The sequence below is a fragment of the Streptomyces sp. NPDC057002 genome (assembly GCF_042673825.1).
In the GTDB taxonomy this organism is placed as follows: domain Bacteria; phylum Actinomycetota; class Actinomycetes; order Streptomycetales; family Streptomycetaceae; genus Streptomyces.
In genome coordinates this window covers 82,873-103,436 of sequence record NZ_JBHURZ010000005.1, presented here as the reverse complement: position 1 = coordinate 103,436, position 20,564 = coordinate 82,873, and the positions used below count along the sequence as shown (strand labels likewise).

The 20,564-nt window shown below is 71.5% G+C and carries 19 protein-coding genes; 6 read left to right on the top strand and 13 right to left on the bottom strand.

Annotated elements, in window-relative coordinates; all coding sequences use genetic code 11:
- Positions 1 to 57 precede the first annotated feature (57 nt).
- Both ACFT32_RS24685 and ACFT32_RS24680 read left to right on the top strand, forming a co-directional pair.
- A complete protein-coding gene (locus tag ACFT32_RS24685) occupies positions 58 to 1,080 on the top strand; it encodes an NADP-dependent oxidoreductase (RefSeq protein ID WP_382493037.1) in 1,023 nt (340 codons plus the stop codon).
- Between the two features lie 95 nt (positions 1,081 to 1,175).
- Positions 1,176 to 1,595 (top strand): organic hydroperoxide resistance protein, encoded by a 420-nt coding sequence (locus ACFT32_RS24680; protein ID WP_382493035.1) that lies wholly within the window; start codon positions 1,176 to 1,178, stop codon positions 1,593 to 1,595.
- A 68-nt stretch (positions 1,596 to 1,663) separates the two neighbouring features.
- Here ACFT32_RS24680 and ACFT32_RS24675 read toward each other — a convergent pair whose 3' ends face one another.
- Positions 1,664 to 2,809 carry a serine hydrolase domain-containing protein gene (locus tag ACFT32_RS24675; RefSeq protein WP_382493032.1) on the bottom strand — a complete coding sequence of 382 codons (1,146 nt, stop codon included), beginning with the start codon at positions 2,807 to 2,809 and terminating at the stop codon, positions 1,664 to 1,666.
- Entirely contained in the window at positions 2,806 to 5,373 is a 2,568-nt protein-coding gene (locus ACFT32_RS24670; RefSeq protein WP_382493029.1) for a M14 family zinc carboxypeptidase, read from the bottom strand. Before ACFT32_RS24670 ends, ACFT32_RS24675 begins: the two co-directional genes overlap by 4 nt.
- A gap of 143 nt (positions 5,374 to 5,516) precedes the next feature.
- Between ACFT32_RS24670 and ACFT32_RS24665 the strand changes: the two genes are divergently transcribed.
- Positions 5,517 to 6,359: an EI24 domain-containing protein gene (locus ACFT32_RS24665; RefSeq protein ID WP_382493026.1), complete on the top strand. Its 843-nt coding sequence runs from the start codon at positions 5,517 to 5,519 to the stop codon at positions 6,357 to 6,359.
- Here the strand turns inward: ACFT32_RS24665 and ACFT32_RS24660 are convergent.
- Together ACFT32_RS24660 and ACFT32_RS24655 are read right to left on the bottom strand one after the other, a co-directional pair.
- Positions 6,310 to 7,542 carry a pyroglutamyl peptidase gene (locus ACFT32_RS24660; protein ID WP_382493023.1) on the bottom strand — a complete coding sequence of 411 codons (1,233 nt, stop codon included), beginning with the start codon at positions 7,540 to 7,542 and terminating at the stop codon, positions 6,310 to 6,312. The genes ACFT32_RS24665 and ACFT32_RS24660 overlap by 50 nt on opposite strands.
- A gap of 94 nt (positions 7,543 to 7,636) precedes the next feature.
- Entirely contained in the window at positions 7,637 to 8,218 is a 582-nt protein-coding gene (locus tag ACFT32_RS24655) for a TetR/AcrR family transcriptional regulator (RefSeq protein WP_382494618.1), read from the bottom strand.
- A gap of 64 nt (positions 8,219 to 8,282) precedes the next feature.
- On the opposite strand from ACFT32_RS24655, the gene ACFT32_RS24650 reads away from it, so the two are divergent.
- Entirely contained in the window at positions 8,283 to 10,763 is a 2,481-nt protein-coding gene (locus ACFT32_RS24650) for a glycoside hydrolase family 3 C-terminal domain-containing protein (protein WP_382493020.1), read from the top strand.
- Positions 10,764 to 10,844: 81 nt separating this feature from the next.
- On the opposite strand, the gene ACFT32_RS24645 is transcribed toward ACFT32_RS24650, so the two are convergent.
- Both ACFT32_RS24645 and ACFT32_RS24640 read right to left on the bottom strand, forming a co-directional pair.
- The gene (locus ACFT32_RS24645) at positions 10,845 to 11,816 is read right to left on the bottom strand and encodes an aldose epimerase family protein (protein ID WP_382493017.1); all 972 of its coding nucleotides are present in this window, start codon (positions 11,814 to 11,816) and stop codon (positions 10,845 to 10,847) included.
- Positions 11,817 to 11,843: 27 nt separating this feature from the next.
- Positions 11,844 to 12,731, bottom strand: a complete 888-nt coding sequence (locus tag ACFT32_RS24640) for an SGNH/GDSL hydrolase family protein (protein ID WP_382493014.1) — start codon at positions 12,729 to 12,731, stop codon at positions 11,844 to 11,846.
- A 258-nt stretch (positions 12,732 to 12,989) separates the two neighbouring features.
- Here ACFT32_RS24640 and ACFT32_RS24635 point away from each other — a divergent pair, with 258 nt between their 5' ends.
- Positions 12,990 to 13,484, top strand: a complete 495-nt coding sequence (locus tag ACFT32_RS24635) for a DUF3145 domain-containing protein (RefSeq protein ID WP_382493011.1) — start codon at positions 12,990 to 12,992, stop codon at positions 13,482 to 13,484.
- Positions 13,485 to 13,567: 83 nt separating this feature from the next.
- On the opposite strand, the gene fabF is transcribed toward ACFT32_RS24635, so the two are convergent.
- From fabF to fasR, 5 genes are all read right to left on the bottom strand, one after another.
- A complete protein-coding gene (gene fabF / locus ACFT32_RS24630; protein WP_382493009.1) occupies positions 13,568 to 14,839 on the bottom strand; it encodes a beta-ketoacyl-ACP synthase II in 1,272 nt (423 codons plus the stop codon).
- Positions 14,840 to 14,924: 85 nt separating this feature from the next.
- Positions 14,925 to 15,173, bottom strand: coding sequence for an acyl carrier protein (locus ACFT32_RS24625; protein ID WP_003989952.1), 249 nt, complete (start codon positions 15,171 to 15,173; stop codon positions 14,925 to 14,927).
- Positions 15,174 to 15,254: 81 nt separating this feature from the next.
- The gene (locus ACFT32_RS24620; RefSeq protein WP_382493005.1) at positions 15,255 to 16,256 is read right to left on the bottom strand and encodes a ketoacyl-ACP synthase III; all 1,002 of its coding nucleotides are present in this window, start codon (positions 16,254 to 16,256) and stop codon (positions 15,255 to 15,257) included.
- Positions 16,257 to 16,281: 25 nt separating this feature from the next.
- Positions 16,282 to 17,211, bottom strand: a complete 930-nt coding sequence (locus ACFT32_RS24615; RefSeq protein ID WP_382493004.1) for an ACP S-malonyltransferase — start codon at positions 17,209 to 17,211, stop codon at positions 16,282 to 16,284.
- 89 nt (positions 17,212 to 17,300) lie between these two features.
- The gene (fasR, locus tag ACFT32_RS24610; RefSeq protein ID WP_382493001.1) at positions 17,301 to 18,506 is read right to left on the bottom strand and encodes a fatty acid biosynthesis transcriptional regulator FasR; all 1,206 of its coding nucleotides are present in this window, start codon (positions 18,504 to 18,506) and stop codon (positions 17,301 to 17,303) included.
- A 59-nt stretch (positions 18,507 to 18,565) separates the two neighbouring features.
- Between fasR and ACFT32_RS24605 the strand changes: the two genes are divergently transcribed.
- A complete protein-coding gene (locus ACFT32_RS24605; protein ID WP_382492998.1) occupies positions 18,566 to 19,219 on the top strand; it encodes a pirin family protein in 654 nt (217 codons plus the stop codon).
- A gap of 10 nt (positions 19,220 to 19,229) precedes the next feature.
- Here ACFT32_RS24605 and ACFT32_RS24600 read toward each other — a convergent pair whose 3' ends face one another.
- Positions 19,230 to 20,045, bottom strand: a complete 816-nt coding sequence (locus ACFT32_RS24600; RefSeq protein WP_382492995.1) for a serine hydrolase domain-containing protein — start codon at positions 20,043 to 20,045, stop codon at positions 19,230 to 19,232.
- 18 nt (positions 20,046 to 20,063) lie between these two features.
- Entirely contained in the window at positions 20,064 to 20,534 is a 471-nt protein-coding gene (locus tag ACFT32_RS24595; RefSeq protein WP_382492992.1) for a GNAT family N-acetyltransferase, read from the bottom strand.
- Between the last annotated feature and the right edge of the window lie 30 nt (positions 20,535 to 20,564).

Genomic DNA, 20,564 nt, shown 5'->3' with positions numbered 1-20,564 from the left:
GCATGGTTGTTTCAGTTACTGAAACATCCGCACCGAGCCAGTGAGGACAGGCGCATCATGACCGACACCCCCACCCTCCCCGCCGTCAGCCGCGAGTGGCACCTGGCGAGCCGTCCCGTCGGCTGGCCGAAGCCCGAGGACTTCGCCTTCGTCGAGGCGGAGGTCCCGCAGCCGGGCGAGGGGCAGGTCCTCGTGCGGAACAAGTACCTCTCCGTGGACCCGTACATGCGTGGCCGCATGAGTGACGCGAAGTCCTACGTCGCCCCGTTCGAGCTGGGCAAGGTCATGCAGGGCGGTGCCGTCGGCGAGGTCGTGGCCTCCAACGTCGACGGGCTGGCCGTCGGGGATCACGTACTGCACTTCCTCGGGTGGCGTGAGTACGCCGTCGTGGCCGCGAAGAACGCCGTCAAGGTGGACCCGGACGCCGCGCCGCTGTCGACGTACCTCGGTGTGCTGGGCATGACCGGCCTCACCGCATACGCGGGGCTGCTGCGCACCGCCGCCTTCAAGGAGGGCGACACCGTGTTCGTGTCCGGTGCCGCCGGTGCCGTGGGCGGCCAGGTCGGCCAGATCGCCAAGCTGAAGGGCGCCTCCCGGGTCATCGGGTCCGCCGGTTCCGACGAGAAGGTGAAGCTCCTCATCGAGGAGTACGGCTTCGACGCGGCCTTCAACTACAAGGACGGGCCGGTGAGCGAGCAGTTGCGTGCCGCCGCCCCGGACGGGATCGACGTGTACTTCGACAACGTGGGCGGTGACCACCTGGAGGCCGCCCTGGGGTCCCTCAACGAGGGCGGCCGGATCGCCGTCTGCGGCATGATCTCCGTCTACAACAACACCGAGCCCGCCCCGGGCCCGAGGAACCTCGCCCGCCTGATCGCGACCCGCGGCCGCATGGAGGGCCTCCTCGTGAGCGACCACTACGACCTTCAGCCGGAGTTCGTGCGCGAGGTCGCCCCCTGGGTCGCCTCCGGTGAGCTGAAGTACCGCGAGACCGTCGTCGAGGGCATCGAGAACAACCTCGAGGCGTTCCTGGGCGTGCTGCGCGGTGAGAACACCGGGAAGATGATCGTCAAGCTCTGACGCCTTCTGTTGGTTTTCGGCATGCGGTAAGTTTTTTCCGAATCCGCTCGGCCCGGGCGCGAGCCGCGGCGGACGAAGAGAAGGAACACAACCGCATGCCGATCCAGCAGTCCGACGTCCTCTACACCGCCGTCGCCACCGCCGAGGGCGGCCGCGACGGGCGCGTGGCCACCGATGACGGCCGGCTCGACGTCGTCGTCAATCCGCCGCAGGCCATGGGAGGCAGCGGCGCCGGCACCAATCCCGAGCAGCTCTTCGCCGCCGGGTACAGCGCCTGCTTCCAGGGCGCCCTCGGCGTCGTCGCCCGGGAGACGGGCGCCGACCTCACCGGGTCGACCGTCACCGCCAAGGTCGGCCTCGGGAAGAACGGGGACGGTTTCGGGATCATCGTCGAGATCTCGGCCGATCTGCCGAAGATGGAGCGGGGCGCCGCGCGGGCGCTCGTGGAGAAGGCGCACGAGGTGTGCCCCTACTCGAAGGCGACCCGCGGCAACATCACCGTGACCCTGCTCTGACCACAGTCGTTGCGTACACGGAGGCCGCACCCTTGGACGTGGGGTGCGGCCTCCGCCCGTGCCCGGGATCAGTGGGCGAGCGCCGCCCGGTGGATCGCCCGCGCCAGGCGGTCGTTCTCCGGGGCCGCCCCGCCGGGGAACGCGAAGCGGCGGCGGGTGTAGCCGTAGGCGAGGCCGCTCCACGGGTCGGCGAAGGACTGCGAGCCGCTCGCGCCGCTGTGCCCGATCGTCCCGGCGCCGAGGAACGGGTGCCACGTGTCAGCCGTCGTCTGGAAGCCGAGGCCGAACGACTTGTGGGCACGTGCCACCAGGTCGTAGCCGACCGAGTGGAACTGGCCGAACTCCGCCACCGTGTCCGGCTTCAGCAGCGGCGCCTGCTCGCCCAACCCGCTGATCGCCGCCGCGTACATCCCGGCCAGGCCCCGCGCGGATGCCACCCCGCCCACCGACGCCGGGCCCTTGGCGCGGATCAGCGGCATGTTGGGCAGCGATGCCAGGTCGGTCGGTTCGCTCGCGTGGCCGTTGAAGGCGATCGAGGCGAGGGTGTGCGGGCCCGTGGGCGTGGCGTCGAGGAGTGCCTGCTGCTCCGGGGTCGGGGCCATCGGCTGGGTGGTGCGGAAGCGGGGTTCCTGCGGGGCGGGCAGGCCGAGGTGGAAGTCCAGGCCGTACGGGGCCCGGACGCGCTCCTGGTAGATCTCCTGGAGCGTGCGGCCCGTGGCGCGGCGTACCACCTCGCCGGTCAGGGCGCCGCTGACCAGCGCGTGATAGCCGAACGCCGTTCCGGGGCGCCAGAACGGCCGCTGGTCGGCGAGGCGTTCGGCGAGCTGACGGTCGTCGGCCAGCTCCGCCAGGCTGAAACCGGTGTCCGTGCCGACCACGCCCGCCCGGTGCGCGAGCAGATCCCGCAGGGTCAGCTCGCCCTTGCCCTCGGCCGCGAACTCCGGCCAGTAGTACGTCACTTTGCGGTCCGGTTCGAGCGTGCCGTCCTGGACGAGGAGAGCCACGACCAGGTAGGCGGCGCCCTTGGTGGACGAGAACACGCCGTAGAGGGCGTCCGCCTCGGTCCCCGCCCACAGGTCCACGACCTTCCGGCCCCGCACGTAGGCGCACAGCTGGCCCTCGTAGTCGGGCCGTTCCCCGGCCACGAACGCGGCGAACTCCTCGCGCACCCCCTCGAAGCCGTCGGCTACGGTGCCGTGGATCTCTTGCGTCATCCGTTCTCCTCATCTGAACCGCTGTGTGCCACTGTGAACAATGCCCTCGCCACCTGCGGGAATTCCCCCTTCGGGTGGTCCCGGAAGAGGGGTTCGGTGCCGAACAGGACCGTCCTGCCGCCGCTGACCACCGAGGCCTGTCCCGCTGCCGCCGCGGGGCCGCCGGTGCCGTCCCGGAGCGGGCGCCAGTGCCCGGAGACGAGCGGGTTCCCGGTCGCGTACGACTGCTCCTCGCGCACACCCGGGCCGAGGTCGGTGAACCACAGCGGCGCGTAGACGAAGGTGTGCGCGGGCGCGTCGTGCGTCAGACGGCCCGAATTCACCGCGCGTACGACGCCGTTGGCGTCCGGGTTGCCCTCGACCGGCTTGACGGCCAGCAGGTCCGCCGCCGCGTTCAGGGCCGCCCCGGTCGCGCCCCGGCCGACCAGGCCGTGACCGTCGAGGAAGGCGTCCAGGGCCTTGCGGGCGGGGACGGTGAGGGAGGCGTGGTCCAGGCCGGCGGAGACGAACAGCACGTCCGTGCCGGACCAGTCGAAGCCCGCGTTCAGGACCTTTGTCGAGACCGGTGTGACGTCGAAGCCCATCTCCCGCAGGGCGAACAGCTCACCCGGGGTGACGGCGGCGGCGACGCGCAGACGGTGCAGGGGCGTCTCGCCCTTGAGCCGCGTGGCGGTGAAGGAGACGTCGTGCGCGCGGGCCGCGATGAGCGCCTCGCGGCGTGCCGACGCCGGGACGATCGCGCTGCCGTCCGCCGCCTGCCGGACCCGGACTCCCTGCCCGAGGAGGGAGTTGAGGGCCGCGATCTCGCGCGGGTCGGTCAGGCGCAGGCGGAGGGCGCCGTGCGCGGGCACATGGGCGACGGGCGCGGCCTCGGTGACCGGGCGCAGGGGCGCGCCCCGCAGGCTGCCCGAGGTCACCCGCTCGACCGTCGCTCCCCACAGCCGGCCCAGGCTCCAGCCGGAGATGTCGTACATCACCGACACCTTGTCGCTGATGTCCCGGCCGTCGGCCAGCAGGACGTTCGCCATGCCGCGCTTGGGCTGGCGCAGATCGACGACGTACGAGCCCTCGGGGTAGACCCGGCCCGCGAGGCGGAACGGGCGGGTGGCTCGGGTGACGCGGACGTCGTTGGCGAGGAGGTGGTCGACCAGACGGGCGGCGGCCGGGGCCGAGCGCTGGGTGCGCGAGCCGCCGGGCGGGATGACGTAGGCGCGCGGGAAGTCGGTCGTGTAGACGTCCTCCGGGCCGATGCCGGGGACGCCGGGGACCGTCTTCGCTGAGACCGGCACCTGCGGGGCGCCGGCCGAGCCGCGGCGGAAGGTCTCGATCTGGTCGGCCACGAGAGTGGTGCGGTGCTCGCGGACGTGGTTCAGGGTCGCGTGGACGGCCGCGCCCGCCACGGCCGTGTTGACCGCCGAGCGGCGGCGCAGCTCCGGGACGGGGAGGGTGTCGTACTCCTCGTTGTTCACCGCCAGCGGGATCTCCACCGTGTGCGCGGCCACCGTGCCGTGGAAGGCCGCGTACTGCGGGGTGAAGATCGGCGGCCAGTCGTCCCAGCCCTCCTCCTGGTCGCGGAACGGGATCTGCGCCGGCTCCACGCCGTCCTTCGCGGGCGTGTAGCCGAGGGCGTTCACGGCGGACTCCATGCCGAGGGCGTTGGCGTAGGAGTTCTTCAGGAAGAGGTCGTACTCGTAGTTCTCGCCGTGCGGGGGAGTGGTGGGCTCGATGAGCGTGCCGTTGACGTAGCCGTGCAGATCGAGCAGGACGGCCGGCTGCTTGTCCAGCTCGATCTGGCGCATCACGCGGCTCTCGGGCTGGGAGGCCGTCACGAAGTCGCGGTTCAGGTCGAAGCCGTTCGCGTTGGCGCGGGTGCCGGCGATACGGCCGTCCGGGTTGGCCGTGATGTTGAAGTACAGGCGGCTGTGCGCGAGGAGGTCGCGGGTCTTCGCGTCCTTGGCTGTCGCGAGCTGCTCGATGACCTTCAGGGAGGCGTCCGTGCCCTCCCACTCGTTGCCGTGGATGTTGTTGTTGACGAAGACCGGGGCCTTGTACGTGCGCTTGATCTCGCGGGACTTCGCGGCGGACGCGGGCGCGTTCTCGATCAGTTCGCGCATCCGCTCCTGGGCGCGGGCCTGGCGGGTGGTCTCCGGGGCGGTGACGGTGACCAGGTAGAGGCGGTGGCCGCCGGCCGAGCGGCCGGTCACCTCCACACTGACCCGGTCGCCCAGGCGTTGCAGGGCGTTCAGCTTCGGGGCGATCGCGTGGTACGGGGTGAGCCCCAGCTTCAGGGACTTGTCGCCGGGGTTCTCCGGGTCGGGGGAGAGGACCTGGCGGCGGGGGTAGCCGCGGCCGGTGGTGCCGGTGGAGGTCTCCGCGGTCAGGGCGCGTCTGGCGGCGCTCGCGGGTGCCCGGGCCGCACGCTCGTCGACGGCGGCGCCCTCCCGGGTGACGGGCTTCGGGTCCGCGCCGGCGGTGTGGGGGGTGAGCAGGGGTAAGCCCGCCGTCGCGAGGCTGAGGGCGATGATCAGTACAGGTCTCGCAGGAACGGTTCTCGTGGTGCGCACGCGTACCTCCTCCGGGGCTTCCTGAGATCGGTACGGCGAGGTGTACCGGTTCGACTCAACGGCAACAAGAGCGCGTTGGTGTCACCGATGACCCGGATGGCCCCGTCGGGGCCCGTTCCCGCCTGCACCGATAGGGTTTGCGCATGCGCGATCTCGGGGTGGGCTTCCAGTACCTGCTGAAGGGCCAGCGATGGGTGGCCCGGCACGGCAAGCAGTACGGCTTCGGGCTGCTCCCGGGCCTGATCACCCTGGTCCTGTACGCGGCGGCGCTGGTCGCGCTGGCGCTGTGGGGCGAGGACGCCGTCACCTGGGCGACACCGTTCGCCGACGACTGGTCGAGCCCGTGGCTCGGGCTGTTCCGCGGCTTCCTGACCGCCGTGCTGTTCGCCCTCGCCCTGCTCCTCGCCGTCGTGACGTTCACCGCGGTGACGCTGCTGATCGGGCAGCCCTTCTACGAGAACCTCTCCGAGAAGGTCGACCGGGACGTGTCCCCGGACGGCCACGCCCCCGAGTCGGGCCTGCCGCTCTGGCGCGAACTGTGGATCTCCGGCCGCGACAGCCTCCGCATCGTGGTGCGGGCCGCCCTGTGGGGTGTGCTGCTGTTCGCCTGCGGCTTCATCCCCGTCGTCGGCCAGACGGCCGTGCCGGTGCTCGGGTTCTTCGTCACCGGGTTCTTCCTGACCGAGGAGCTGACCGCCGTCGCCCTCCAGCGCCGCGGCGTCGACCTGCGCACCCGCCTCACGCTGCTCCGCTCCCGCAAGACCCTGGTCTGGGGCTTCGGCACGCCGCTGGCGATGGCCTTCCTGGTGCCGGTCGTAGCGGTGTTCCTGATGCCGGGCGCGGTCGCGGGCGCCACCCTCATGGCGCGGGAACTCCTGGGCGAGGAGATCGATGAGGGCCGCGCGGGTGGCTCCGCCGAGGAGGGCGACGGGGACGTCAGCGCTCTTCAGCAGCCGCCTTCAGGATGGCCCTCACCTGGGCGATGATGTCCAGCCGGTTCCGCACGAACTCCGGGTCGGTGACCTCGCTGGTGTTCCCGGAGCCGAACTGGAGCACGGGCGTGTGCACATGCCCGCCCGGCAGCCGGTCGTGCAGCCCCAGCCGGTCCCGCAGCAGCGTCGCCCGGTAGGCGATCTCGTTCGAGAGGTAGTCACCGCCGCCGCCCGCGCGAGCGGTGGAACCGGGGGTCGGTCCGTCCGGGCGTACGACGGACTCGGTGCCGCCCGCCGGGATCTCGGTGACGCTGGTGTTGTCGTAGACGGGGAAGCGGCCGGTCTCCGCGGCGACGATCTCCCGGTACGGCAGCGTGGTCGTCGTCCACTGCGGCTGCGAGCCCGGGTCGGTGACGGGGACGGTCTCCGTGCGGCCGATGTTGTCGTTGTCCCCGAAGCCGCCCCGCCAGGCCCCGTTGGTCCGCTCGATGTCGAACTTCCCGACCCGGCCCTGGCTCACGGTCGTGAACAGGTCGACCTTCGGCAGATACGGCCGCAGCGTCCGCTCCACGGTGCCGTCGGTGAAGTCCTGCCAGCGCACCGGGAACACGGCCGTCTCGATCCGGGCCGGGCCGTCCGCCGTCTCGATCACCGTGCCGTCGAGGGCGAGCGCGGTGGCCCCGGACGGGTTGGAGATCCGGATGTCCCGGTCCAGGGTGAACGGGTCGAAGCCGGTGAGCAGGATCCGCTTCAGGCCCTTGCCGTGCGGGTAGCGGATGGCGGTCTGGCCGCGCGAGGTGCGCTCCAGTTCGTCGAGCAGCGTGGCCCGCTGCCGGTCCGTCAGACCGAACTCCGGCTCCCAGGTGCGCACTTCACGCGTCATGCCCAGCCGCGCCCAGTACAGCGGCCGGTCATCGTCCCGGCTCAGATCACCGACCGCCGGTCCACGCCCCTGCGCCCGGTCCACCGCACGCCGCCACAACCGCGCCCCCTCGGCCGCCACGGCCCGGCGGGCCTCCCCGTAGGAACGGGCCGAGTCCAGCGCCCTGGCCAGCCGCGGGGCCACCGCGTCGAACCCGGAGCGGCGCAGGATCTCCTGCGGGACCGCCTTGGTGAGCCGCTGTTCCTCGACGGTGGGAGCGGGGGCCGTCTCTGCGGCGCTCGCGCTCGTGGGGGTGGTGAGGCCGGTCAGCAGGGCGAGACCGAGGACGCCGAGGCGAACACGTATGGAGTTCAAGGAGGTTCAGGCCTTCCGTCACGGTGGGGCTGCGGTGGCGTGGTGCCGGACGGCCGCAGTATCGCGCGACAGGAGTGATCTACGCCATGGGTGCTCAGTCGGTGCTCTCGCCCAGCAGCGTCAGGAAGTCCCGGAACGCCGACGGCATGTCCACCGACTCCGGGTCCAGCAGCCATTGGTACTGCAGGCCGTCCAGGATCGCCACGAGCAGCGGCGCGGCCCGCTCGGGTGTGAGGCCGCTCGGCAGGCGGTCGCCGTACTCGGCGCGCAGCACCTCGGCCATGCCGGCGCGGACCCCGACATAGCGCTCCGTGAAGTACGCGCGGGCCGGATGGTCCTCCGTGACGCTCTCGCCGAGCAGCGCCGAGAAGGTCTGGATGATGGCGGGCCGCATCGCGTTGTACTCGACCAGCGAGGCCAGCAGGTCCAGCCGCAGCCGCCCGGCGGGCATCGCGTCCCAGCGGTCCCGCTCCTGGAGCACCGCGACCAGCAGCGCCTCCTTCGTCGGGAAGTGGTGCAGCAGCCCCTGCTGGGTGAGCCCAACCCGCTCGGCGACCGACGTCAGGCTCGCTCCCCGGTAGCCGCGCTCGGCGATCACCTCCAGAGCGGCCCGCACGATCTCCGCGCGCCGTTCCCCGCTTCTCGCCCTGGCCGTCATGGCGTCACCGTACGACACCACGAACGATCGATTGTTTCGAGAAGATAACGAAACCTACCGCATTACAGGTAACGCGGGCACGATGTCGGCATCCAGCGGCTTTCGACGTGGAGGTGCCGGCGTGACGGAGACAGCGGAAGTACGGCGTGAGGCGGCGGTCGAGGCGGCCCTCGGCAAGCTCGATCTGGACGCCAAGGCACGGCTGCTGGCCGGACAGGACATGTGGAGCCTGCCCGCGCTGCCACAGGCCGGCCTGGCCTCGCTGGTGATGTCCGACGGCCCGATCGGCGTCCGCGGGGTGCAGTGGAGCGCCGACGACCCCTCCGTCGCGCTGCCCTCACCGACCGCCCTCGCCGCCACCTGGGACCCCGGACTCGCGCACCGGGCGGGCGTGCTGCTGGCCCAGGAGGCCCGCCGCAAGGGCGTCCACGTCCTGCTCGCCCCCACCGTCAACCTGCACCGCTCCCCGCTGGGCGGCCGCCACTTCGAGGCCTACAGCGAGGACCCGTACCTCACCGGCCGGATCGGCGCCGAGTACGTCCGGGGCGTCCAGTCCGGCGGCGTCGGCACCACCGTCAAGCACTTCGTCGCCAACGACGCCGAGACCGACCGCCTCACGGTGAACAACCTGGTGAGCGAACGCGCGCTGCGCGAGCTGTATCTGGCCCCCTTCGAGGCGATCGTCGCCAGCGCCCACCCCTGGGGCATCATGACCGCCTACAACACCGTCAACGGCACGACGATGACCGAGCACCACCACCTGGTCAACGAAGTGCTGCGTGGCGAGTGGGGCTTCGACGGGATCAACGTCTCCGACTGGACGGCCGCCCGCTCCACCACCGGCGCCCTCACCGGCGGCCTGGACATCGCGATGCCCGGCCCGCGGACCGTCTACGGCGAGGCCCTCGCGCAGGCCGTGCGGGACGGCGAGGCCGACGAGGCCCGGGTCGACGAGGCCGTCCGCCGCGTCCTGCGCCTCGCCGCCCGGGTCGGCATCCTGGACGGCGCCGAACCGGTCGTCACCGAACCGCCGGCACCGGTCGACGGCGAGGGTCTCGCCCGCGAGATCGCCCGCCGCTCCTTCGTCCTCGTCCGCAACGAGAGGGGCGCGCTGCCGCTGAAGCCCGGCCGGGTCGCGCTGATCGGAGCCGCCGCCCGCGACGCCCGCGTCCTCGGCGGCGGCTCCGCCACGGTCTTCCCCGCCCGGACCGTCTCCCCGCTCGACGGCCTCACCGCCGCCCTCCCCGACGGCAGCCTCACCTACGCCCTCGGCGCCGACCCCAACACCGAACTCCCCGTCGCCGACCCGGGCTTCGAGCTGCGCACGGTCTGCCGCGACAGCGACGGCACCGTCATCGGCACCCGCTCGGCCCCCAGCGGCCACATCCAGTGGATGGGCGACGACCTGCCCGACGGCGTCACCCACGCCACCCTGCACAGCGTCGAACTGACCGGCACCTTCACCCCGCGCGAGACCGGCACGCACACCTTCGGCTTCAAGGGCCTCGGCCCCTTCAGGCTGACTGTCGCGGGTACCACCCACTTCGACGACGTCCAGCGCCCCGCCGAGGACGGCGACCCCTTCGCCGCCTTCTTCGGCGCCCCGGTGCCCCACGCCCGCGTCGAACTCACCGCGGGCGAACCTGTCGAGGTCTCCCTCACCTACACCGTCCCGCCGCCCGACGGCCACCCCATGCGGGTCATCGGCTTCACCCTCGCCCACCAGGACCCGCAGCGCGACCCCGACTCGCTGATCGCCGAGGCCGCCGCTGCCGCCCGCGCCGCCGACACGGCCGTCGTCGTGGTCGCCACCACCGACCGCGTCGAGTCCGAGGGCTTCGACCGCAGGGACCTGAGCCTGCCCGGCCGCCAGGACGACCTGGTCCGCGCCGTCGCCGCCGCCAACCCGAACACCGTCGTGGTCGTCAACTCCGGCTCCCCGGTGGAACTGCCGTGGCGCGACGACGTCGCCGCCGTGCTGCTGAGCTGGTTCCCCGGCCAGGAGGGCGGCGCGGCCCTCGCGGACGTCCTCACCGGCGACCGGGAGCCCGGCGGCCGCCTGCCCACCACCTGGGGCTCCCTGACCGACGCCCCCGTCACCCAGGTCGTCCCGGCCGACGGCGAACTCCCCTACGACGAGGGCGTCTTCATCGGCTACCGCGCCTGGGAGCAGCAGGGCCGCACCCCCGCCTACCCCTTCGGCCACGGCCTCGGCTACACCGAATGGACCTACGAGTCGGTCGAGGTCGCCGGGAGCGCCGAAGGGACCACCGCGAAGGTCCGCCTCCGCAACACCGGCGACCGCCCGGGCCGCGAGGTGGTCCAGCTCTACCTCGCCCCGAGCGAGCCCGACCCCACCCGTCCGGCGCGCTGGCTGGCCGGCTTCGCGAGCGTCGAGGCCGCACCCGGCGAGACCGTCGAGGCGACGGTCGAACTGCCGCGCCGAGCCTTCGAGATCTGGGACGAGACGACGGTCTCGTGGTCGTTTGTGAAGGGTTCGTACGAGATCCAGGTGGCGCGCTCGATCACCGACCGAAGGATCACCGCGACGATTAACGTCTGAGCGGGACAAGTTCCCCACTGAGCAGCCCCGGTCCGGGACCTGACCCCTGGACCGGGGCTCGTGGGTCTCCGGGCCCGCGACTCAGCGGGTGCCGAACCCGTACACCGTCTCCGAGCGGAACACCTCGCCCGGCCGCAGCACCGTGGTCGGGAAGTCCGGCCGGTTCGGGGAGTCGGGGAAGTGCTGGGTCTCCAGCGCGATGCCGTCTCCGGGCGCGAAGGGCTCGCCCAGGTGGTCGGCGGTGTACAGCTGGAGTCCGGGTTCGGTCGTCGCCACCGTCAGCACCCGCCCGGACGCCGGGTCGTGCAGCTCGGCGACCTCCACCGGGACGTCCGCGACGCCCTTGTCGAGCACGAAGTTGTGGTCGTAGCCGGAGCCGACCTTGCGGGCCTCGCGGAAGTCGAAGCGCGTGCCGGTCACATCGTCCGGGCCGCCGGCCGGGATCAGATCCTCGTCCACCGGCGTGTACCGGGAGGCGGCCAGCCGCAGTTCATGGCCGCCCGCGTCGCCGGAGCCGCCCAGGTTGAAGTAGCTGTGGTTCGTCAGGTTCACCACGGTCGGCGCGTCCGTCACGGCCTCGTAGGCGATCCGCAGCGCGCCGCTCTCCCGCAGCGTGTACGTCGCCGAGACCTCCAGCCGCCCCGGGAACCCCTCTTCGCCGTGCGGACTGATCCGGCTGAGCCGCACACCGTGCTCGACCGGGGCCGCGTCCCACACCCGCTGGTCGAAGCCGTGCGCTCCACCGTGCAGCGAGTTCGGCCCGTTGTTCGGTTCCAGGGCGTACGTCCGCCCGTCCAGCGGGAATCGGCCGCCGGCGATCCGGTTGGCATACCGCCCGATCAGAGCCCCGAGGTAGGGCCCGGGGTGGGCGAGATAGCCCCCGAGATCCGGGAACCCCAGCACCACGTTTCCGGCGCGGCCCTCCCGGTCCGGCACCTCGACGGACTGCACGATCCCGCCGTACGACAGCACCCGCACCCGTACGCCCGCCCGCTCCAGGGTCCAGCGGTGCACCGGTGTCCCGTCGGAAAGTGTGCCGAAGAGTTCGTTCATGTGCGGAACTCTAGGGCAGGGCCTCGGTCAGCGGTTCTTCGCCGTGACGGTCCGGTACGCGATCTCCGCCAACCGGGCCTGTCCGTTCACGCTGGGGTGGAAGTAGTCCCAGCGGCTCAACTGAGCCGTGCCGAAGCGGTAGTCGTACACCGCGTTCCCGTCGTACCGGCACCGCTTGTCCTCGGCGCAGACCTCCTTCAGGACCTTGTTGTAGTCCTCCACCCGCTTCTGCACCGTGTCCCGCCGCAGGGTCGCCGCCGAGTCCAGGGCGTCCGCGTCGCCCAGCATCGACGGGCAGATGCCCAGTTGCCACACCTGCTTGCCCAACGGGCTGTTACGGCCCTGCGACCACAGCCGCTTCAGGTTCGGCACGCTCGCCACGAACACCTGTGCCTTGGGCAGGGCTTCGCGCAGGGTGCGCAGCGCGTCCTCGAAGTCGCTGCGGAAGGCGGAGACCGGGGTCATCGCCGCCGGGGAGGACCGGCAGGCGTCGTTCGCCCCGGCCATCACCGTCACCAGCTGCGGTTTCCGCCGCACCGCCTGGGTCATCTGCCCGGGCAGATCGGCCATCCGGGCCCCCGTCACGGCGTAGTTCCAGCTTCGCTCGGCGGCCCTGGCCCGCCCCAGCAGCCGGACGGCGAGTGAGTCCACCTGAGGGCTGGCGCCGGTCGCCCAGGACGCCTCCGGACAGTCCTGCAGCACGTCACAGGCGTCGAAACCACGCGTGATGGAGTCACCGACGGCCGCGACGGAGCTCGGGCTGCTGTCCCACAGGGGCGTGGGCCTGGGCGAGGGCTCGGCGCTGGCGGACGGGGCGGGGGAGTCGCCCCCCACGGCATCACACCCGGTGACACCCAGGGCAGTCGCCACGGCCACGGCGGCAACGATCCGTGAGCGGTGGCTTCGCTTCCGCATTCCTGTTCCATCCCCTCGCCGCGCCGTGGCTGTCTCCCCAACCATTTACAACGCACGAGGGTTCCCGACCGATCAGGTGCAACGGCTCACACCCGTACAAGCGTCCCCCTGGGTGAATGGCGGGCGTTTCCCGGCACCGGGACCGACCGTACGTCACACTCCTTGCGTCACCGCACGGTAGCCTCGCCATCAACGTGACCCGCCCGGTCACAGCCGTTCCGCCCGTTCAAAGATGGTCCGCTCTGCCCGGAGGTTCCGGTGACGACACGTGGGGTTCTGTACATGCACTCCGCGCCGCGCGCGCTGTGCCCGCACGTCGAGTGGGCCATCGCCGGGGTGCTCGGCACACGCGTCAGCCTGGACTGGATCCGCCAGCCCGCCGCGCCGGGCACCTGGCGCTCGGAGTTCTCCTGGCAGGGCCAGCCGGGCACGGCGTCGAAGCTGGCGTCCGCCCTGCGGGGCTGGCAGCTGCTGCGCTTCGAGGTGACGGCCGAACCCTGCCCCACCGCCGAGGGCGAACGCTACAGCTGCACCCCCGACCTGGGCATCTTCCACGCCGTCACCGGCATCCACGGCGACATCCTCATCCCCGAGGACCGCCTCAGAGCGGCCCTGCAACGCTCCCAGCGTGGCGAGACCGACCTGGAAGCCGAACTCAACAAACTCCTGGGCAAGCCCTGGGACGACGAGCTAGAACCGTTCCGCTACGCAGGAGAAGGCGCCCCGGTCCGCTGGCTCCACCAGGTGGTGTAGACGCGTTTCTTCAACGCGACACAAAACGGCGAATGGCCCGAACCCCCCACCCAGGGAGTTCGGGCCATTCAAACGCTCAGCGATCAAACCGTCCGGAACGCCAGCACCACATTGTGCCCACCGAACCCGAACGAGTCGTTCAACGCGGCGATACGCCCATCCACCGGCAGCTTCCGAGCCTCACCGCGAACCACGTCCGCGTTCGCCTCGGCCTCCGGATCCAGGTTCTCGACATTGATGGTCGGCGGAGCCACCCGGTGGTACAGCGCGAGCACCGTCGCCACCGTCTCGACACCACCCGCACCACCGAGCAGATGCCCGGTCATCGACTTCGTCGCGGACACCGCGAAGTGGTCGGCGTCGTCACCGAACACCTTCCGCAGCGCCTTCAACTCGGCGATGTCACCGGCCGGCGTCGACGTGGCGTGCGCGTTGACGTGCACGATCTCCGCCGGGTTCAGTTCGTTGCGCTCCAGCAGGTTCTGCAGGGCCTGCGAGATGCCCCGCCCCTCCGGCTCCGGCTGCACGATGTCGTGGGCGTCGGCCGAGATGCCCTGGCCGACCGCCTCGGCGTACACCCGGGCACCGCGCTTCGCGGCGTGCTCGGCGGACTCCAGGACGACGACACCGGCGCCCTCACCGAGGACGAAGCCGTCGCGGGCGACGTCGTAGGGACGCGACGCGCCCTGCGGGTCGTCGTTGTTCTTGGACATCGCCATCATGTTGCCGAACGCGGCGATCGGCAGCGGGTGGATCGCCGCCTCCGTGCCACCCGCGACGACGACGTCGGCGCGGCCCGTGCGGATCATCTCGATGGCGTAGCCGATGGCCTCGGCGCCCGAGGCGCAGGCGGAGACCGGCGTGTGCACGCCCGCCCGGGCACCCACGGCCAACCCCACGTTGGCCGACGGGCTGTTGGGCATCAGCATGGGCACGGTGTGCGGGGAGACGCGGCGAACGCCCTTCTCCTTCAGCACGTCGTACTGGTCGAGCAGAGTCGTCACGCCGCCGATGCCGGAGGCGATGACCGCGCCGAGCCGGTCCGGGTCGACGTTCGGGTCCTCGTCGGCGCTCGCTTCGAAACCGGCGTCGGCCCAGGCCTCCTTGGCCGCGATCAGCGCGAACTGCGCCGAGCGGTCCAGGCGGCGGGCCTGCGGCCGGGGGATGACCTCGGTCGGCTCCACGGCGACCGGGGCCGCGATACGGACCGCCTGTTCGGCGGCCCACTCCTGCTCCAGGGGCTTGACGCCGGAACGTCCGGCGATCAGGCCCTCCCAGGTAGAGGCTGCGTCGCCACCCAGCGGTGTGGTTGCGCCGATACCGGTGACGACCACGGTGCGATTGGTCGGGCTCACGGGAATTCTTTCTCCAACGGATACGAGGATTAAGCGGCGCCACCGCCGGGTGGCGGGGCAGTAGGCCCAGGGCCTGGTCGGACGATCAGCCCTGGTGCTTGAGGATGTAGTCGGTCGCGTCGCCGACGGTCTTGAGGTTCTTGACGTCCTCGTCCGGGATCTTGACGTCGAAGCGCTCTTCGGCGGCGACGACGACCTCGACCATGGACAGCGAGTCGACGTCCAGGTCGTCGGTGAAGGACTTGTCCAGCTGGACGTCCTCAACCGGGATGCCGGCGATCTCGTTCACGATCTCGGCGAGACCGGCGACGATCTCTTCCTGAGTGGCGGCCATGTTGGCGCTCCTTCGTAGATATCCAGAGGGTGTGGCAGGTGTTTCCTCCCGTGCCGGACCGCGTGATCCGGCACGGAGTGCCTAGGGGAGGGTAACGACAGTCGCGGCGTAGACGAGACCCGCCCCGAAGCCGATGACGAGCGCGGTGTCGCCGCTCTTCGCCTCACCGGTCGCCAGGAGCCGCTCCATCGCGAGCGGGATCGAGGCGGCCGAGGTGTTGCCGGTGGTGCGTACGTCACGCGCGACCGTGACGGACTCCGGCAGCTTGAGTGTCTTCACCATCGAGTCGATGATCCGCTCGTTGGCCTGGTGCGGAATGAAGACGTCCAGGTCGTCCGCGGAGATGCCGGCGGCGTCCAGCGCCTCCTTGGCGACCTTCGCCATCTCGAACACGGCCCAGCGGAACACCGCCTGGCCCTCCTGCGTGATGGCGGGGAACTTGGCGACCTCGCCGGAACGGTAGTCCGTCCACGGCACGGTCTGCTTGATCGTCTCGGACTTGTCGCCCTCGGAGCCCCAGACCGTGGGGCCGATGGCCGGCTCCTGGGCCGGGCCCACGACGACCGCGCCGGCACCGTCGCCGAACAGGAAGGCCGTCGCGCGGTCCTCCAGGTCGGTGAGGTCGCTCAGGCGCTCCACGCCGATGACGAGGACGTACTCGGCGGAGCCCTCGACGATCATGCCCTTGGCGAGGGTGAGGCCGTAGCCGAAGCCCGCGCAGCCGGCCGAGATGTCGAAGGCGGCGGCCTTCGCGGTGCCGAGCTTGTCGGCGATCTCGGTGGCGACGGCCGGGGTCTGCTTGAAGTGCGAGACGGTCGAGACGATCACGCCGCCGATCTGCTCGGCGGAGATCCCGGCGTCGGCGATCGCCTTGCCGGACGCCTCGACCGACATCGCGGCGACGGTCTCCTCGTCGTTCGCCCAGTGCCGGGTCTCGATGCCGGAGCGCGAGCGGATCCACTCGTCGGACGAGTCGATCGTCTCGAGGATCACCTCGTTCGGCACGACCCGGGTCGGGCGGTACCCGCCGACGCCGAGGATGCGCGCGTACGGGGCGCCCTTGCTGGGCTTGATCTTCGCCATGCGGACGGCTCCTTGGGGGCGGCGGTCAGGCGTGCTCGGCGATGAGCTCGCGAGCCGCGTCGAGGTCGGCGGGGGACTTCAGGGCCAGCGTCTTCACACCGGGCAGAGCACGCTTGGCGAGGCCCGTGAGGGTACCGCCGGGGCACACCTCGATCAGGGCCGTGACGCCGAGTTCCTTGAAGGTCTCCATGCACAGGTCCCAGCGGACCGGGTTGGCGACCTGACCGACCAGACGGTCCAGCACCTCGGTGCCGGCGGCGACGGACCGCCCGTCCTTGTTCGAGACGTAGGTGACCTGCGGGTCGACGGGCGTCAGGGCCTCGGCGGCCTTCGCCAGCGTGTCGACCGCGGGGGCCATGTGGTGCGTGTGGAAGGCGCCGGCGACCTTCAGCGCGACGACCTTGCGCACGCCCTCGGGCTTGTCCGCCTCCAGTGCGGCGAGCTGCTCCTTCGTACCGGCCGCGACGATCTGGCCCGCGCCGTTGATGTTCGCCGGGGTCAGGCCCAGCTTCTCCAGGTGCGGAACCGTCACTTCCGGGTCGCCGCCGAGAAGGGCCGCCATGCCGGTCTCGGTGACGGCGGCGGCCTCGGCCATGGCGAGTCCACGGGTGCGGACGAGGCGGACGGCCTCCTCGTGCGGGAGCACACCGGCGAGCGAGGCGGCGGTGAACTCGCCGACGCTGTGCCCGGCGATGGCGCCGACCTTGCGCGGCAGCTCGGCCGGGTCGTCGAACAGCGTGTACGCGGACGCCAGTCCGGCCGCGACCAGCAGCGGCTGCGCCACCGCGGTGTCGCGGATCTCGTCCGCGTCGGCCTCGGTGCCGTAGCGGATCAGGTCGAGGCCCACGGCGTCGGACCATGCCTCGAGGGCACCGCGGACACCGGGGAAGTCGAGCCATGCGGACAGGAAGCCGGGCGTCTGGGCGCCCTGGCCGGGAGCGACGAGTACGAGCACTCTCACACTCTCTCTTGGGGACGGGCACGGCCGCCCGTGGGGACAGGGACGAAGAACACGAGGGGGTTTTGTCGGGCTCCGACAAAACCTTAGGGCTGGAGATCTCCATCGACCAGACGCCCCAGGATCAGAGCGATCCGCAGCGTGAACGCAGAGCGTACATCGGAGGGTGACCAGCCGGTGACGTCAGTCACACGTCGAAGCCGGTAGCGGACGGTGTTGGGATGGACGAACAGCATGCGGGCGGCGCCTTCGAGACTGCTCGCCTGTTCGAGATAGACACTGAGGGTCTCCAGGAGCGCGGCCCCGGCCTCCTCCAGTGGTCTGTAGATCTCCTCCACCAGTTGCTCACGGGCCGAGGGGTCACCGGCGATCGCGCGCTCCGGGAGCAGGTCGTCCGCGAGGACCGGGCGCGGGGCGTCCTGCCAGGCAGAACCCGCTTTCAGCCCCGCCGCCGCGGCCTGCGCGGACCGGGTCGCGGCCAGCAGGTCCGGCACCACCGGGCCCGCCACGACCGGGCCGGCCGCGTACGGGCCGATGAGCGACTTGGCGACGGCCAGCGGGTTATCGCTGCCGCCCGCGATGACGACGAGCCGGTCCCCGAGCACACCGGTCAGCACCTGGAGCTTGGCGTGCCGGGCGGCGCGCCGGATGGCCTCGACCGTCAGTTCGGAGTCGCCGTCGGGTGCGGTGCCGAGTACCACGCACACGTGTTCGGGCGAGTTCCAGCCGAGGGCGGCGGCGCGGGACACGGCTCCCTCGTCGGCCTCGCCGCTGAGCACGGCGTTCACGACCAGGGACTCCAGCCGGGCGTCCCAGGCACCGCGTGCCTCGGCGGCCTGCGCGTACACCTGGGCGGTGGCGAAGGCGATCTCCCGGGCGTAGACGAGCAGCGCCTCGCGCAGCACGCTCTCGTCGCCGGGGGCCGCGACCTCGTCGATCGCGCTCTCCATGACCTCGATGGTGGTACGCACCATCTCCACGGTCTGCCGCAGCGTGATCGCCCGGGTCAGCTCGCGCGGCGCGGTTCCGAACACGTCGGTGGAGATGGCCTGCGGGGCGTCCGGCTGCCGGAACCACTCGGTGAAGGCGGCGATACCCGCCTGCGCGACCAGACCGATCCAGGAACGGTTCTCCGGGGGCATGGCCCGGTACCAGGGCAGCGTCTCGTCCATCCGCGCGATGGCCTGCGCGGCGAGCGATCCGGACGACTCCACCAGACGCTTCAGCGTCGCGGCATGCGCGTGGACGTCGTGTGCTGGGGCTGCGTTCTTGCTGGTTTCGGGTTCGGGCACGGGGACAAGACTGCCTTATCCGGACGGGAAGGTGCGTCGGCGGGTCTACGGTGGTCTCCGTGATGGACGTACGGCGCGCTCACGAGCGCTACCCCGGCGGGGAACCCGCCGCGGGGATCGAGACCTGGCACGCCTTCTCCTTCGGGGCCCACTACGACCCGGACAACCTCCGCTTCGGCGCGGTGATCGCCTGCAACGAGGAGCGGTTGGCGCCGGGGGCCGGGTTCGACGAGCACCCGCACAGCCACACCGAGATCGTGACGTGGGTCGTGGAGGGCGAGCTGACGCACCGGGACTCCACCGGGCACGAGTCGGTGGTGCGCCACGGGGATGTGCAGCGGCTCAGCTCGGCGGGTGGGGTACGTCACGTGGAGCGCAACGACGGCCCCGGCCCGCTGACCTTCGTGCAGATGTGGCTGGCCCCGCTCCGGCCCGGCGGCGACCCGTACTACGAGGTCGTCCACGGCATCGCCGACTCGACGCCCTACGCCGTCCCGGAGGCCGGCGCGATGCTGCACGTGAGGCGCCTGGCGGCGGGGGAGCGGACGGCGGTGCCGGACGGGGCGCACGCGTATGTGCATGTCGTACGGGGTGACGTACGCCTCGACGGCGAGGAACTGGGCGCGGGCGACGCGGCCCGCATCACGGACGCCAAGTCCCTGGAGGCCGAGGGCGCGACCGACGCCGAGCTGCTGATCTGGGAAATGTCCTAGGCGCTACGGCCTAGAGCTCCGCGAGCACCGCGTCCGTGAACGCCGGCCACGCCTCGACCGCCCAGGGCCCGAACGCACGGTCCGTCAGCGCGACGCACGCGGCACGCGCGTCGGGGTCGATCCACAGGAACGTACCGGACTGCCCGAAATGCCCGAACGTGCGCGGTGAGGACGAGGACCCCGTCCAGTGCGGCGACTTGGAGTCGCGGATCTCGAAGCCGAGCCCCCAGTCGTTGGGGTTCTGGTGGCCGTACCCCGGCAGGACGCCCTTGGTGCCCGGGTAGGTCACCGTCATCGCCTCGGCGACCGTACGGTGATCCAGCAGCCGCGGTGCCTGCACCTCGGCCGCGAACCGCAGCAGGTCCTCGACCGTGGACACCCCGTCCTTGGCCGGAGAGCCCTCCAGGGCCGTCGAGGTCATCCCCAGCGGCTCCAGCACGGCCTGCCGCAGATACTCCCCGAAGGGAATGTCGGTCGCCTTCGCGATGTGGTCGCCCAGCTGCTCGAAACCGGCGTTCGAGTACAGCCGCCGCTCCCCGGGCGGGGCCGTGACCTTGTGCTCGTCGAAGGCGAGGCCCGAGGTGTGCGCGAGCAGGTGCCGGACCGTCGACCCGGCCGGACCGGCGGGCTCGTCGAGCTCGACCGCCCCCTCCTCGTACGCCACGAGCGCCGCGTACGCCGCGAGCGGCTTGGTCACCGACGCGAGCGGGAACCGCTGCCCGGCCGGCCCATGGGTGCCGAGGACGGTGCCGTCCGCCCCTACGACACCCGCCGCAGCGGTGGGAACCGGCCAGTTCTCGATCAACGCGAGGCTCTTCAGCGACATGCGTTCGAGCCTATGCGCTCAGAGCGTGAGCTCCAGCAAGGGGTCGGGCTTGGGACGGAAGCCGAGGGAGACGTACAGCGGCTCGGCCTCCGGTGAGGCGGTGAGCTGTACGCGCCGGGCTCCGTGTGTGCGGAACCACTCCAGCAGGGTCTGCATACAGGCGCGGGCGTACCCGCGGCGCCGGGCGTCCGGGTCGGTGGCGACACTGAACACGAAGCCCATCTTGCCCTGCGGATCGCCCGACTTCCCGATGCGGTAGTCGATCGTCCCGGCCACCAGCGCCGCCAGCGCCCCGGGCCGCTCCGGGTGGTCCACGACGAACGCCACGAATTCCCCGCCCGATTCGCCCAGTTTGGTCTTCAGAGTGGGGAGGGACTCCCCGTGCCAGCGGGTGGAGGTGTCGCTTGCGAACAGCGAGTCGATCATGATTTGGCGCAGCCGCAGGACTTCCTCGGCGTCCTCGGGCAGGGCACGGCGTACAGAACTCATGAGTCCGTACGCTAACCAGACGGATCAAGA